5 protein-coding genes are annotated in these 15,884 nt (G+C 70.8%); 4 read left to right on the top strand and 1 reads right to left on the bottom strand.

Annotated features, from left to right (window positions below):
* Positions 1-171: 171 nt before the first annotated feature.
* From ACPEH8_RS14345 to ACPEH8_RS14330, 4 genes are all read left to right on the top strand, one after another.
* Positions 172-3,717 carry an ATP-binding protein gene (locus tag ACPEH8_RS14345; RefSeq protein ID WP_423667296.1) on the top strand — a complete coding sequence of 1,182 codons (3,546 nt, stop codon included), beginning with the start codon at positions 172-174 and terminating at the stop codon, positions 3,715-3,717.
* A 266-nt stretch (positions 3,718-3,983) separates the two neighbouring features.
* A complete protein-coding gene (locus ACPEH8_RS14340; protein ID WP_423667237.1) occupies positions 3,984-7,349 on the top strand; it encodes an ATP-binding protein in 3,366 nt (1,121 codons plus the stop codon).
* A complete protein-coding gene (locus ACPEH8_RS14335; protein ID WP_423667234.1) occupies positions 7,349-10,771 on the top strand; it encodes a two-component regulator propeller domain-containing protein in 3,423 nt (1,140 codons plus the stop codon). The genes ACPEH8_RS14340 and ACPEH8_RS14335 overlap by 1 nt, the downstream gene beginning before the upstream one ends.
* Before the next feature lie 101 nt (positions 10,772-10,872).
* Positions 10,873-14,412 (top strand): hybrid sensor histidine kinase/response regulator, encoded by a 3,540-nt coding sequence (locus tag ACPEH8_RS14330; RefSeq protein ID WP_017357381.1) that lies wholly within the window; start codon positions 10,873-10,875, stop codon positions 14,410-14,412.
* 6 nt (positions 14,413-14,418) lie between these two features.
* On the opposite strand, the gene mdtD is transcribed toward ACPEH8_RS14330, so the two are convergent.
* The gene (gene mdtD / locus ACPEH8_RS14325; RefSeq protein WP_017357382.1) at positions 14,419-15,822 is read right to left on the bottom strand and encodes a multidrug transporter subunit MdtD; all 1,404 of its coding nucleotides are present in this window, start codon (positions 15,820-15,822) and stop codon (positions 14,419-14,421) included.
* Between the last annotated feature and the right edge of the window lie 62 nt (positions 15,823-15,884).

Below are 15,884 nucleotides of genomic sequence, written 5' to 3'. Positions count from 1 at the left end.
GGAATCTGTGCCGATCATACGCACAGGTCTGCGCAGCCATGCAGGCTCATGGCTGCAACAGTTCGTGGTGCCGGTGTGAACGCGCCCGGCGCCGGTTCCGTGCGGGGGCCGGGCGCAGGAGAAAGCGTGTTCCATGCGACAATCCGCGCCTACACGGAGATCGGAATGGCGATGAGCGCGCGCGTCTGGCGGGCTGGCATCGTGGTGTTGGTGCTGTGGCTGTGTGCAGTGCCGGCCGCGTCGTGGGCCACAGGGACATCGGCAGAAACACCGCGCATGCGCCGCTTCGGTGCCGCCGAAGGCATGCCCTCGCGCATGGTGCTGGCGCTGGCCCAGGACCGCCAGGGATACGTATGGGCGGCCACCGATGACGGACTTGCACGCCTGGACGGTGTGGGGCTACGTGTCTGGCGCCACGATCCGGCCGATCCCGATTCGATTCCGGGCAACGAAGTGGAGACCCTGCTGGTCGACCCGCTGGACCGCGTGTGGGTAGGGACCAACGGGGTGGGCCTGAGCATGCTGGGGCCGGAGCGCCGCCGCTTCGAACGCTTCGCCGATGTGAACGCACGCTGCGAGGGACAGTTCTGGTCGCTGGCCTATGCGGCGCGGTCGTTGTGGATCGGCACCAACCAGCACGGCATCTGCCGGCGCGGCGAAGATGGCCGGCTGATCCGCTACCAGGCCGATCCGGGCGACCCACGCACGCTGCCGGACAACACCATCTATACGCTGCTGACCGACCCGCAGGGACGGGTATGGGTGGGCACCGGCAGTGGCGTGGCGCGCTGGGAAGGCGATCATTTCACCCGCATCGCGCCGGCGCTGCTGGGCGGCAAGAGCGTGTTCCGCCTCACCCGCGAACCGGATGGCACGGTCTGGGCCGGCACCGAGGGCGGGCTGTTCCGGATCGGCGCCGATGACGTGGTCACCCCCGCGCCGTGGACGTTGAGCGCCGACGTGCGCGCGGCCAGCGTGATCCACGACCGCAACGGTGGCTACTGGCTGGGCACGGCCGATGGCCTGTACCGGGGCAACGACCGCGCCCTGCGCCTGCTGGCCGGTGATGCGGGCAGCGGCTTCCTGACGGCCCGCAGTGGGGTGCTGGACCTGCTGCAGGATCACGAGGGCGGGCTGTGGGTGGCCATGCTGACCCAGGGCCTGGCGTACCTGCCGCCGGACTGGAAGCGCTTTTCCAGCTGGTACCAGCTGGACGGCAAGCCGCTGGACAGCGCCTACCTGCTCGGCGTGGCCGCCGCCGGCGAAGCGTTCTACATCGCCGGCGCGCATGGCCTGTACCGGTTGGACGAGGTGGGGCGGTTGAGCCAGATCGCCGACGACGCCCGGATCGGGGTAGGCGCGGCATGGTCGGTATTGCCGCGCGCCGATGGCGCGCTGTGGATCGGCCGGGCCGGGCGCCTGAGCCTGTACCAGCCACGCACCGGTGCGTTGCGCGAGTGGAAGATCGGCGGAGGATCGGATGTCCGCCAGCGTATCGACCTGATCCGCCAGGCGCCCGATGGGGAGCTGTGGCTGTCGATCATGAACTACGGAATCCAGCGCCGCGCCGCCGACGGCCGCGTGCTCGATACCATCCGCATCGACCAGGGCCGCGGGCTCACCGAGAACCCGGTCGAGCAGATGGTGTTCGACCCGCGCGGGCAGCTGTGGGTGGTGGGCGACATGGGGCTGCTGCGCTGGCGCAATGATCGGTTCGAGCAGGTGCCGGGCATTTCCCGCGGCAGCATCTACGACATTGCCTGGGACGGCCCGGACCACCTGTGGCTGGCCCGCAAGGGCGCGCTGGAGCGCTATGCGTGGGATGGCTTGAGCATGACCCTGCGTGAACGGGTCGGCGCGGCCCAGGGCCTGCCGCCGGTATCGATGGGCGGCGTGGTGGTGGGGCGCGATGGCCAGGTCTGGGCGACCACCCCGCGCGGCCTGGTGTCCTGGCATCCGCGCCTGCGGCGTGCGCGCCTGTACGGCGAGCGTGATGGTCTGCCCGATGCGGAGTTCAGCGGCCGGCCGCCGGTGCGCAACAGCAAGGGCCAGGTGCTGGCGGTGACCGCCACCGGTCTGGTGGGGTTCGATCCGGATGCGCCGGACATCGTGCTGCCGCCGTCGCAGCTGGTGATCGACAACGTGCAGGTGCGTCGCGACGATGCCGAAGGCCAGCAGACCCTGCCGATCAATGCGCCGATCACGCTGGGCCCGCTGGATCGCGACCTGATCATTTCCGCGCGGTTGTTGTCCTTCGCCAATCCCCAGGGCAACCGGTATCGCTTCCGGGTCGCGGGTTATGACCAGAACTGGGTGATGCAGGCCGCCGATGGCGAGCGCCTGTTGTCGCGTCTGCCTGCCGGACAGTACGCCATCGATGTGCAGGCGGCGACGCCGCACGGCGACTGGACCCCCACGCGCACGCTCACCGTGCAGGTCAACCCGCCGTGGTGGCGCAGCAACTGGGCCATCGTCTGTTACGTGCTTGGCACGGTGCTGTCCATCGCCGCCATCGCCCACGTGGCCCGGGTTCGCCTGCGCCGGCGCCAGCAATGGCAGTTGACCCTGCACAAGCAGCAGCTGGCCGAACAGGCCTCGCAGGCCAAGAGCCGCTTCCTGGCCACGCTCGGGCACGAAGTGCGCACGCCGATGACCGGCGTGCTGGGCATGAGCGAACTGCTGCTCTCCACGCCGCTGGACGAGATCCAGCGCGGCTACGCCGCCTCCATCCAGCATGCCGGCACGCACCTGCTGCGGCTGGTCAATGATGCGCTTGACCTGGCCCGCATCGAAGCAGGCCGGCTGGAGCTGGACATCCGCCCGTTCGATCTGATGACGCTGCTTGAGCAGGTGGAGGCCTTGATGGAGCCGATGGCCCACCACCGTGGCCTGGCCTTCGAGCGCAGTTTCAATCTGCCCGGGCCCGTCCAGGTCAGCGGCGATGAAATGCGGATCCGCCAGATCCTGATGAACCTGCTCGGCAACGCCATCAAGTTCACCGAGCAGGGCCACGTCGGGCTGGGCATCGAGTTGGTCGACGACGGCCACGGCGTGGTCTTCGAGGTCTCCGATACCGGACCAGGCATCAGCAAGGAACAGCAGCAGCGCCTGTTCCACCGTTTCGAACAGGCCGACGGGCCGCGCACCGCATCGCGCTACGGCGGCAGCGGGCTGGGGCTGGCGATCTGCCAGGAACTGGCGGTGGCGATGGGCGGGCGGATCGGCATCGACAGCCGCCCGGGCCAGGGCGCGCGTTTCAGTGTGCACCTGCCGCTGCCGTGGACACTGCAGCGCAGCCGCCATGTGGGGGACGCGACGGACGACACGCGCGCGGCGCTGCCGCCGCTGCGCATCCTGCTGGTGGAAGACGATGCGACCGTCGCCGATGTCATCACCGGCCTGCTGCGCACGCGCGGGCATGAGGTGGTGCATGTGCTGCATGGGCTGGCGGCGCTGTCGGAAGTGGCCTCGGGCCGTTTCGACATCGGGCTGCTGGATCTGGACCTGCCGGCGCTGGACGGCATCGCGATCGCTTCGCAGCTGCGCGCGATGGGCTACGAGCTGCCGCTGATCGCGGTGACCGCCCGATCGGATGCCTACGCCGAGCAGCAGGTACTGGCCTCGGGATTCGACGGCTTCCTGCGCAAGCCGGTGACGGGCGACATGCTGGTGGAGGCCATCGCGCAGGCGCGGATGGCGCGGCAACCTGTGCACTGAGTCCTGCATCGATTGATGGCGCGCGCCTATTCGGCGGAAGTGATCTGAACCTTGATTGCTCGGAACGTGAACTGACGTCGGCTGCAGGCGCGTAGCGATGCTCCCGGTCCCGTAGCGTGCACGCGATGACACTCCTTCTTCCCCGTTAGGCCGTGGCGGCCCGCGCTGCGGAGGCCACCGCGTTCCTCCACGGATGTCGCCTGCTGCTGATGCTGGCCTGGCTGGCCTGGCCCCTGCGGGGAGATGCACAAGGGGGGATGCGCCCGGTGCCGCAACTGCAGGATGCGACCACCGGCTTGCCTGCCCGCGAGGTGCGCGACGTGGTGGAGGACGCGCTCGGCGACGTGTGGCTGGCCACCGAGCTGGGAGTACTGCGCTTCGACGGGCGCCGCTATCGGCTGCAGCCGACAGCGCGCGGGATGTCGGAGACGGCGTGGGTACGGTTGCATGTCGATCCGCGCGGCCGACTGTGGGGCCTGACCGCTTCGCGACAGCTGATGGCCTGGTCGGACGACCGTGAACGGGTTGACCGCCATCCCGCGCCGCGCGCGCCGGGCGCCGCGCGCCCGCTGCGGATCGATCATCTGTCCAGTGACGTACTCGGCCTGTGGGTGGGCAGTGCCTCCGACGGGGCCTACGTGTGGCGCGATGCCGCCGGCTGGGTACGCGCGCGCGGCCTGCCGTCGCCGCAGATCACCGCACTGGCGCGTGATCGGGATGGGGGCATGTGGGTCGGGACCGCGAAGGGGTTGGCCTATGGTCGTTCGGCGCAGCTGACACCGGTCGCGGCATGGCCGTCCACGCCGGTGGTGGGTCTGACCGCCGATCCGCGCGGCGGAGTCTGGGTGACCACCGCACGGGCCGCCTTCCATCTTGCCCATCCCGATGCCGTGCCCACGCGCACCCACGCGACCGCCGCCCGTGCGCTGCTGCGGGGGGACGCCGGCGAGACCTGGTGGCAGCAGGCTGATGGGCTGGTGCTGACGCAGGCCGCCGAGGTGCGACAGGTTGCATTGCCATCCCCTCCAGGGCTGCCTGCGCCAGTGATTCGGCAGATGCAGGAAGACCGCAACGGCGGCGTGTGGCTGCGCAGCGACGACCATCGGCTGTGGCGCCTGCCGCCGCGCTGGCAGCAGTTCACCGCGCTGGCGTCGGGCGCGGGCCTGCGCGACCCGTACGCGGGCGCGCTGGCGGCGTCGAAGGATGGCCGGATCTGGGTGGCCGGCAGCCACGGCAACCTGCAGCTCCTCGACCCGCGTACCGGTGTGGCGGGGCGCCCGGTGCCGTTCACCGGTGAGCTGGACGAGGCACGCACGCTGGGCATGGCCGAGGATGCGCAGGGCAGGGTCTGGATCGCGACAGGCTCGCGGCTGTTGCGCTACACCCCTTCACACCGGCACTGGCGGCGCTGGTCATTGCCGGTCGACGCCGGGACGGGGCCGCTGGCGGTAACGGTGTGCCGCGATGGCGCGGTGTGGATCGTCGCCAACGACCACGTGCAGCGCCGCGATGCGGACGGTGTGGTGCGGCTGCGAGGCACGCCGGCGGCGCTGGGTTGGATGCCGCCGGCGTCGGCGGTCCCGCTGCTGTGCGCGCGCGATGGCACCCTGTGGGCGGGCGACCGCGGCGGGCTGCGTCGCTGGCTGCCGGCGCAGGAGCGCTTCACACGTGTGTCCGGCGGTCTATCAGGCCGTGTCTCGGCGTTGGCCGAGGATGCGCACGGGCATCTGTGGACCAGCGGTCCCGGCGCGTTGCAGCGCTACCGCTGGGATGGCCAGCGGCTGCACCCGACGCAGCGCTTCGATGCGGCTCAGGGGTATCCGCAGCTGGACGCGCAGGCGCTGGCCGTGGACGGGGCAGGAAGGGCGTGGAGCGGCAGCGCGCGGGGCCTGGTGCGTGCCGATCCGGATACCGGGCGGATCCGCCTGTTCGACACGGGCGACGGCGTGCCGGTGCAGCAGGTCATGCCCCAGCGCCTGCGCACGCTGTCCGATGGCACGCTGGTGGCGGCCGTGCGCGAAGGCGGCGTGCTGCTGTTCGATCCGGCCCGTCTGCGCGATCCGTCACGACGGCGCGGGCTGCACATCGACGCGGTCAGCGTGCACCGGGGGCACGCAATGGTCCCGTTGCCGGTGGCCGGCACCGTGCGGTTGCGCGCAAGTGACCGCAACGTACGGGTTGCCGTGCGCCTGGCCGGCAATGCCGATCCCATGCGCGTGCGCTACCGTTTCGCACTGCGTGGCGCGGGCAACGACAGCGTGGATACCGGTCACCTCGGCCAGCGCATGTTCGCGCGGCTTCCGCCGGGCCGGCATGTCCTCGACGTGCAGGCGCTGCCAGATGACGGGCGTGCCGCGTCGCACACCTCCCTTGTGCTGGACGTCGCCCCCGGCGCCGGGCAGGCAATGCGCGGGCGGCTGGCCATCGCCGCGGTGCTTGGCGCGGCCACCGTGCTCGGCATACGTGCGTACCGCCGCCATGCTCGGCGGCGGCTGCGCGCGCGGCATGGCGAGGAACAGCGGCAACGGGCGGCGCAGGCATCGCGGGCGCGCACCGACATGCTGCTGCGGTTGGGCCGGGACGTGCGGGTGCCGATGAGTGCGGTGCTCGGCTGGAGCGACGCGCTGCAGCACGCGCCGCTGACCGATGCGCAGCGCGACCAGGTGCGCAGCCTGCATCGCGCCGGTGAACACCTGATGCAGCTGATGGACGACGCGCTGGATGTCGCGCAGGTGGAGGCCGGAACCCCGCACCTGCAGTGCGTGGCGTTCGATCTGCCCGCGCTGCTGGACGATCTGCAGGCCCTGCTGCAACCGGTGGCGCAGGCGCGCGGCGTGTCGCTGCGCTGGCAGGTGGACCCGGCAGCCCGCCGCGCTTTCCTCGGCGATCCCGCACGCCTGCGTCAGATCCTGCTCAATCTGCTTGGCAACGCGTTGAAGTTCACGGCGCGTGGGCAGGTGGTGCTGGAGGCGGCGTACACCGGCACTGCGGACGGTGTGTGCCTGCGCGTGATCGATACGGGTCCGGGTCTGGACCCGGTGCAGCAGCGACGCATCTTCCAGCGCTTCGAGCAGGCCGACGGGGAGCGCACGGCGGCGCGCCACGGGGGGACCGGCCTGGGTCTGGCGATCTCGCGGCAGCTGGCCCAGGCGATGGGGGGCGACATCACGCTGGCGAGCGTGGTCGGGGAGGGGAGCTGCTTCACCCTGCAACTGCCCATGCCGCCGGTTCGCATGCCTGCCGACGCCGGCGATGTCGGGCAGCCCGCGCAGCGGCACGCACGCGCGCTGCGGCTGCTGGTGGTGGCGCCAGCCGTCGCCGACGTGATTGCCGCCTTGCTGCGGCACCTTGGCCATCACGTGCAGGTCGTCGACGGCCGGGCGCCGGAGCGGCCGAGGGCCGCGCCGGCATGGGACGTCATCGTGGTCGACCCGGCGCTCGGCGACGCCGCCGGCAGCGTCGGCCTGCGGCTGGCCACGCAATGGCCTGGCGTCCCCCGCCTGGCATTGAGCGCCTGCAGCGCCCCGCAGGCGGCGCGCCTGGCGGAGGCGGGTGGCTACGCCGCCTTCCTGCGGCTGCCTGTGACCGCAAGGCATCTGGCCACGGCGTTGCAGCAGTGCGTGGACCGGTGATGAAGGGCCTGGTGCGGCTGTGCCTTGTCCTGCTCTGGGGGCACCTGGTCGTGCCGGGCGCGTGGGCTCACACGCCCGATGCGGTACAGGTTTCCATGCGTCAGGGACTGCCATCGGACCGTGTCTACCAGATCGTGGAGGATCGGCAGGGCTACCGCTGGTTTGCAACCTCCGATGGACTGGCGCGCCACGATGGACGGCGCTTCCGGCTGTGGCGCATTGAACAGGGGCTGCCCGACAACGACATCACCAGCGTGGCGCTGGATGCGCAGGACCAGCTGTGGGCCGGCACGGCCAGCGGCCATCTGCTGCATCTTTCCGCCGACGGCCGCCACCTGCGTCGCGTGGAGGGCGCGCGCGCGCTGGCCGCCAGTGCGATCACCACGCTGCTGCCCCTGCCAGACGGTTCGCTCTGGTTCGGCACGCGCGATGCCGGTCTGTATCGACGCACTGCCGACGGGCGGCTGCAGCGCTTCCTGCCGGGTCCGGCAGGGGCAGGATTGCCGTCTCCCCGCGTGCGTGCCCTTGCGCGCGGTGCGGATGGCACCGTGTGGATCGGCACTGCAGGGGGCCTGGCACGCTGGCGCGGGGAGGCCTTTCTGCCCACCCGCGCAGCGGACCGGGCAGTCCATGCGTTGGCCCCGGCGGGTGCGCACATGTGGGTCGGCGACGCCGGCGGTGTGCAGCGACGCACCGCGACGGAGGCAGTCGCCGCGTCTGCGTCCGTGCCGGGCCTGCGCCTGCTCGGTGTCACGCGCGATGGCGCGCGCTGGCTTGCGCAGGGCCCGCACGTGTGGCGCGAAGACCCGCAGACCGGCGTGCGGCGCGAGGTGGCGCTGACGGCGTCGGACGGACGGACACGCCCCCGTATCGTGGGCATGCACGAGGATCGCGATGGCGGCGTGTGGCTGCTTGCCGCCCAGTTGGGGGTCTGGCGGCTGCGGCCGGACTGGCGTGCGTTCCGCACCATCGCGGGTGCGCCGGGCCAGGACGCGGCACTGCCGGCGGCATGGACCAGTGGACGGGACGGCGGCGCATGGTGGGCAGGCACCGACGGTGGGCTGCACTGGATCGACGCGACGGCCGCGCCGCGCTCCCGCCGGGTGGTGCGTGATGCGACTCCACGCGGGTCAGGCCGGCGTGCCGTTGTTGAAGACAGCCACGGCCAGGTGTGGATGGCGGGGCCGGGCCGGTTGACCCGCTGGGACCCGCGCAGCCGCGCAGTGCGTCACTGGACGGTGCCGGTCCAGCCGCAGGGCGCCGAGCGGGTGCTTCGCAGTTGCGGAGCCGGAGAGCTCTGGCACCTGGACGGCGATTGGCTGCAGCAGCGCGATCGACGGGGACGCCTGCGCGGTCGCTGGACGCGCAGCGCGGCAGGCTTGCCGGCAGCAGTGGATGCGGCAGCGATGCAATGCGGGGCCGACGGCGCACTCTGGGTGGCGTCGGCGACGCGGGTGTACCGCTGGGCGGCGGAACGCCAGCGGTTGGAGCCGGTGCCGGGCGTGGGCGGAGAGGCGGTGACGGCCTTGCATGTGGATGCGCAGGGCCGGGTGTGGGTGGCCGGGCGCTCGGCCGTGACCGGCTACCGCTGGCAGGGCGGCCGTCTCATCGCCGAGACACGACGGCCGCTCGACCCCGATGCAGGTCCCGTGCGTGGATTGGCCGGTGATGCCGGTGGCGGACTGTGGGCAACCACGGCACGCGGACTGCTGCGGCTGGGCCACGACGGGGCGGCGCCGCGCGTGCTCACGCCGGCCGATGGCCTGCCAGCTGCGGCAATGCGCAGCGGCCGGATACTGCGTGCCGGCCACCATCTGCTGCTGCCGCTGGACACGGCCGGCGGGGCAGTGCTGGTGGAGGTGGCGGCGCTGCAGGCACCCCGCGCCGATCCGATACCGGTGCTGGATCGTGTACAGGTGCGTCGACACGGCGTGCTGGCAGAGCTGCCGGCGGTCTCGCCCGTGCGGCTGCAGCCGGGCGACCGCGATCTGCGGGTGCAGGTGCGCGTGCTGGCCAGCGACGGGCGCCGCCGCGAGTACCGCATCCGCATGGCAGGGCAGCGCGCCGGGTGGATCAGCGTCGGACGGCCCGGCATCCGCGAGTTTCCGACGTTGGCATCGGGACGTCATCGTGTGTTCTACCAGGCGCGCAGCGACAGCGGGCCGTGGTCGGCCGTGCAGGTACTGGAGGTGGACATGGCTCCCTCCACGCTGGAACGCACCGACGTCCGCGCCGGCCTGGCTGCCGGCGGCACCGTGCTGGTTGTGGCACTGGCCGGCGGCGGCGTGCGCCGGTGTCGGCAGCGGCGCCGCGAGGCGGCTGCGACGCGTCGCCAGGCGGCCGACGAACGGGCGGGGCGGGCCAAGGCAGACTATCTGGCAACGCTGGGCCACGAACTGCGGACCCCGTTGACCGGCGTGCTGGGCATGAGCGAGCTGCTGCTCGATGGCCGGCTTGGCCCTGCCGAGCAGGACCGGGTGCGGCGCATCCACCGGGCAGGGCGGCAACTGCTGGAAATCGTGAACCGCACGCTGGATACCGCCCGGCTGGAGGCGGGAAGGCCGAACCTGCATCCCCGCGTGTTTGCGCCGCTGGCGGTGTTGCAGCGGGTGGTCACTACCCAGGTGCTCCCGCTGTGCCAGCGTGGGCAGGCATTGGCGGCATGCCTGCGGGTGGGGCCCACCCAGGTCGGGTGCGGTGATCCGGAGCGCATGGCCGAGGCCGTCGTGCTGGCCCTGCAGGCCTTGTCCAGCGGTACCGATGCGCGGCAACTGCTGCTGCACGCCGACCCGTTGCCCGGGCACGCCGGCGTCCGCGTGGAACTGGCCGCGCATCTGCGCGGTGGGCGCAGGACGACAACGGCGACGTTGCCCCTGCCGTCGCCCACGTGTGAGGCGCTGCAGACTGCCCTGTCGCCGGCACGCCTGCGGGTGGAGGCGATGGGCGGGCATATCACCGTGGCTCCTGCCGTCGATGGTTGGCGGGTGCTGGTGCATCTGCCGATGGCCGGTGGCCTGCGGCACCGGAACCTGGACATCGCCGATGATGGTGGTGGGCGGTGGCCGGTGCTGCTGGTGATGCAGGACACCGCCGCTGCCCGCAGGTTGATGGCCGGTCTGCGCGCGCACGGCCGGCACGTGCTGCATGCGGCGCACGCGCTGGCCGCCCTGCCGGTACTGTCGCGGGGGCCGGTGGAGGCACTGCTGGTGGAGCGCACACTGCCGGGGGTCGACGGCCTGGCGCTGCTCGGTCTGGTGCGCGAGCGACCCGGCGACGGGCCGGCCTGGCTGCTGGACCCGGCGCCGACTGCGGCGCTGTCGTGGCAGGCGCGGCAGGCCGGTGCCGCCGGCGTGGTACCGCTGCCACTCGGCGCTGCGGCGATCGAGACGGTGCTGCAGGCCGGGCCGGAGGCGACGCCATGAGCCGGGCGGTTTAGTATGTGGGCCGCTGCCCGGGGACCGGGACGGATGCATGCCCACCCGTGGCGGGCGCTGCGAATCGACGGACAGACTCGGGAGATCCATTGGTGTTGCGTCTGTTGTGGTTGCTCCTCATCACCGTGGGCCTGGGCTGCGCCGGCGTGGCCGCCGCGCAACCGGTACCGCCGACGCCCCGCCAGGTGACCGTGTTCGACGGCCTGCCGTCGAACACCGTCAACCGCATGGCCGAGGATCGCTACGGCTACCTGTGGATCGCCACCAACGACGGCCTGGCCCGCTTCGACGGGCGCAACTACCGCATCTGGCGTGCCGAGGATGGGCTGCGCGACAACCATATCTGGACGGTGCATGTGGATCCGCGCAACCGGCTCTGGATCGGTACCGAGCACGCCGGCCTGGTGATGATGTCGGCCGATCGCCGCGAGCTGCGTTTCCACGACCGCCAGAACCATCCCGAGATCGGCAGCAACACGATCTGGAGCGTGGCGTCCACGCCGGATGGCGCGATCTGGTTCGGGACGTTCGAAGGCGGCCTGCATCGCATGGACCGCGATGGCACGATCACCCGCTACATGCCCGAGCGGCACAATCCGCGCAGCCTGCCCTCCGCGTCGGTGGGCAACCTGGCCACCACGCCGGACGGCACCCTGTGGGTCGGCACCAAGGCGGGGCTGGCGCGCTGGACCGGCCACGATTTCGAGCGCGTGCCCGACGCTCTGTTGCCGCTGGCGATGATCAATGGGCTCACCCCCGAGTCCGACGGCAGCCTGTGGATCAATACCAACGCCGGGGTCGTGGTGCGACGTCCGGACGGCCGGTTCGAACCGGCGCCCTGGAAGGTCTCCGCGGGTGACCAGATCCTGGGCATGATGCTGCGCGACGAACAGGGCGGGTATTGGCTGGACACCCGCTCGGGCCTTGGTCGCGCCTTTGACAATCAGTTCCAGCAGGTGCCGCTGTACAGCGCGGTGGCGCGCGGGCAGGTGCGGCCGAACTGGACGGGCGCCTATGAAGACCGCGAAGGCGGCATCTGGATGGCCAGCACCAATGGCGGCTTGTGGCATCTGTTGCCGCGCTGGTGGCAGTTCTCGGTGTTGTCGCGCCTGGAGGATGATCCGGCATCGTTGCGCAATGCCTATGCGCTTGGCATGGCCGCTGCCGCCGATGGCGGGGTGTGGACGGTGGGCACGCACGGGGCGCTGGATAAATTCGATCCGGTGAGCGGTCAGATCGAACAGCACAAAACCTGGGTGGATGGGACCCAGTGGCTGCAGTCGGTGGTCGAGGACCCGCGCGGGCAGGTCTGGATCGGTTCGTGGGATGCGTTGACGCGCTACGACCCCAAGGACGGACGCATGCGCCGCTGGGGGCGCGATGCCGCCGTTGACGCCTCGATGGAGGGCGCGATCGAAGCGCTGATCCTGTGCGATGGCAACCGGCTCTGGGTCATGGCCTCCAACGGCCTGCAGCAGCGTGATCTGGATGGCCACGTGCTCAACCAGATCCCGCTGGGCCATGCGGGCATGGCGCCCGGGCAGATGACCCAGGACATCCGCTGCGGCCCCGGCGATCACCTGTGGCAGGCCACCAACCAGGGGCTGATGCGGTGGGTCCCGATGCGCCGTCGTTTCGAACCGGTACCGGGCGGCCCCACCGGCGGTGTATACGCGATGGCCTGGGCCGCCGATGGCTCGGTGTGGCTGTCCGAAGAGGGCCGCCTGAGCCAGTACCGCTGGCAGGACGAACGGCTGGTGCCCGTCGCGCAGATCGGCGCCGAGCGCGGCTATCCGGAAGTGTCCGCCTCGGGCCTGGTGGTGGATGCGCAGGGTGTGGTGTGGGCGGCCAGCGCGCGCGGCCTGGTGCGCGCCGATCCGCACAGCGAGAACGTGCGCCTGTATGGCGTGCATGACGGTCTGCCCAGCCAGGAATTCCGTCGCCGCACACTGACCATGACGGCCAGCGGCCGGATTGCCGGCGGCACCCCGGCCGGTGTGGTGGTGTTCGACCCGGCGCAGGTGAAGCCCTCCACCCGGCGCGCGCCGCTGGTGATCGAACGGGTGGAGGTACGCCGCGGCGAACGCGTGATCGACCTGACCCATCTGAACCCCCTGGAGATCGCCGATGGCGACCGTGACCTGCGCATCGTGGCGCGGCTGCTGTCCTTCGCCGATTCGTCCTCCAATACCTACCGTTACCGCCTGGCCGGCTACGACCCGGACTGGGTCGAAGTGGGGCCGGCCGGCGAGCGTCTGTTCTCGCGGCTGTCGCCGGGGCGTTACCGGCTGGAAGTGCAGGCCCGGTCGGCCGACCACATCTGGTCGCGGGTGCAGGTGCTCGAGTTCCGGGTGCTGCCACCGTGGTGGCGGAGCCTGTCCGGCCTGTTGCTGTTGACCTCGCTGGTGCTGCTGTCGTTGAGCCTGTTCGCCTGGTTGTACCGGCGGCGGCTGCAACGTCGGCATGCCTATCAGCTGGCGCTGCACAAGCAGGAACTGGCCGAACAGGCGTCGATGGCCAAGACCCGCTTCCTGGCCAACCTCGGGCACGAGGTGCGCACGCCGATGACCGGTGTGCTGGGCATGAGCGAGCTGCTGCTTGCCTCGCCGCTGGACCCGAAACAGCGCAGCTACACCGAATCGATCCGCCACGCCGGCGAGCACCTGCTGCACCTGGTCAACGACGCGCTGGATCTGGCGCGGATCGAGTCCGGCCGGCTGGAACTGCAGACGCAGCCGTTCCCGCTGGACCAGCTGGTGCACGACGTCTGCACGCTGATGAGCGCACTGGCCGAACAGAAGCAACTGCGTTTCATGGTGGACAATGCGTTGCCGCCGGGCACCTGGGCGGTGGGCGATGAAATGCGCGTGCGCCAGATCCTGCTCAACCTGCTCGGCAACGCGGTCAAGTTCACCAGCCACGGCCATGTCAGCCTGCATCTGCGCGCGATCGCGCCCGACCGCGGTGTGTACATCGAAGTGGCCGACACCGGGCCGGGCATCAGTGTCGAACAGCAGCAGCGTCTGTTCAAACGATTCGAGCAGGCCGATGGCGCGCGCACGGCCGCACAGTACGGCGGCAGCGGGTTGGGGCTGGCGATCTGCCGGGAACTCGCACTGGCCATGCAGGGCCAGGTGGACGTGGAGAGCCAGCTCGGCAGTGGTACCCGTTTCAGCGTAACCCTGCCGCTGCCGTTGCAGCACGGCGCCGCCGTCGATGCTTCACCGGGCGCGGCGGCGGTGGCCACGCTGCCGCCGTTGCGCATCCTGCTGGTGGAGGATGACACCACCGTGGCCGACGTGGTGACCGGCTTGCTCGGTGCGCGCGGCCACGAGGTGATCCATGCCGCGCACGCGCTGGCCGCCCTGCGCGAGGTGATGGATACCCCCTTCGACGTGGCGCTGCTGGATCTGGATCTGCCCGGGCTGAGCGGCATCGAACTGGCCGAGCAGTTCCGCAATCAGGGCTACGAGATGCCGATCATCGCGGTGACCGCGCGCACCGATCCGGCGATCGAGGCGCAGGTACGCCAGGCCGGGTTCAAGGACTTCCTGCGCAAGCCGGTGACCGGCGATCTGCTGGTCGCCGCAATCGCCCGCGCGCTGGGGCCCTGGCCGCCGCCCGTGTGAGGGGCGCTACTCGGCCACTTCTTCAACATCGCGCGGTGAAGGGCGCGTATCGGGAAGCTGCCAGAAGATCAGCGTGGAGGTCAGCGTGATCGCACCCACGCAGACGAAGGTGGCATGCAGCGCGGCGGTGGCGCCGTGGGCGACGTCGAGGTGGCCGAACGCGGCCAGCAGGCTGCCGGCCGCCGCAGCGCCGAAGCCGGTGGCGAGCATCATCACCATCGACAGCAGGCTGTTGCCGGGGCTGGCGAATTCGCGGTCGAGATCGCGCAGGGTCACGGTGTTCATGACGGTGAACTGCAGCGAGTTGACCGCGCCGAATACCGCCAGCTGCACCACGCGCAGCCACGTCGGCTGCCCGGGGGTCATGACAATGAAACTGGCCATTGCCAGGCCGACCAGCACAGTGTTGACCATCAGCACACGCCGGTAGCCGAACCGTTCGACCAGTTTGACGGCATAGCGCTTGGAGACCATGCCGGCGGCGGCCACCGGAATCATCAACAGGCCGGCATTCATCGGGCTCATGCCCATGCCGACCTGCAGGAGCAGGGGTATCAGCAGCGGCATGGCGCTGCTGCCGATGCGCGAGAACAGGTTGCCGAGGATGCCGATGCGATAGCTGGGCACATGGAACAGGGCCAGCGAGAACAGCGGCGCGGTGGAGTTGGCCGCGTGCAGCCAGTAACCGACCAGCGCGGCCAGGCCGGCCACCGTCATCAGCATGACCAGCGCATGCGGCGTGCCCATGCCGGAGATGCCGTCCAGCGCGAGCGACAGCACCACCATGCCGAACGCAAGCATGAGGTAGCCGGGCAGGTCGAAGCGGGTGCGGTGCTCGGCGTAATGGTCGGGCATGATCTTCATGGCGGCGATGAAGCCGATCACGCCGATCGGCAGATTGATCAGGAACACCCAGTGCCAGGAGGCGACTTCGACCAGCCACCCGCCGAGGGTGGGCCCGATCAGCGGGCCGATCAGCGCGGGGATGGCGATGAAGCTCATGGCGCGCAGGAAGTCGTCGCGCGGAACCGAACGCATCACGGCAAGGCGGCCGACCGGCAGCAGCATCGCGCCACCAACGCCCTGCAGGACACGCGCGCCCACCAGTTGGTGCAGCGTCTGGGCGAGGGCGCAGGCCAGCGAGCCGAGGGTGAACAGGATGATGGCGACGAGGAACGTGCGGCGCGTGCCGAAGCGGTCGGCGATCCAGCCGGAGGCGGGAATGAAGGTGGCCACCGCCAGCGCGTAGCTGAACACCACCGACTGCATCTGCAGGGGGCTTTCGCCGAGGCTGCGCGCCATCGCCGGCAGGGCGGTATTGACGATGGTCGAATCCAGCATCTGCATGAAGATCGCCAGCGATACCAGCCACAACAGGGGCCGTATCGAAGCGTAGCTGCCGGTCGTCATCGTGCGTGCCTTCCTCAACGAGGCACACATGATCGCCGATGCTGGATCAAGAAACGGTGGAG

It is taken from the genome of Stenotrophomonas sp. NPDC077461, from assembly GCF_049545475.1.
In the GTDB taxonomy this organism is placed as follows: Bacteria; Pseudomonadota; Gammaproteobacteria; order Xanthomonadales; family Xanthomonadaceae; genus Stenotrophomonas; species Stenotrophomonas nematodicola.
The sequence above is the reverse complement of the archived record's forward strand: the minus strand, read 5'-3'. Positions and strand labels throughout refer to the sequence as shown.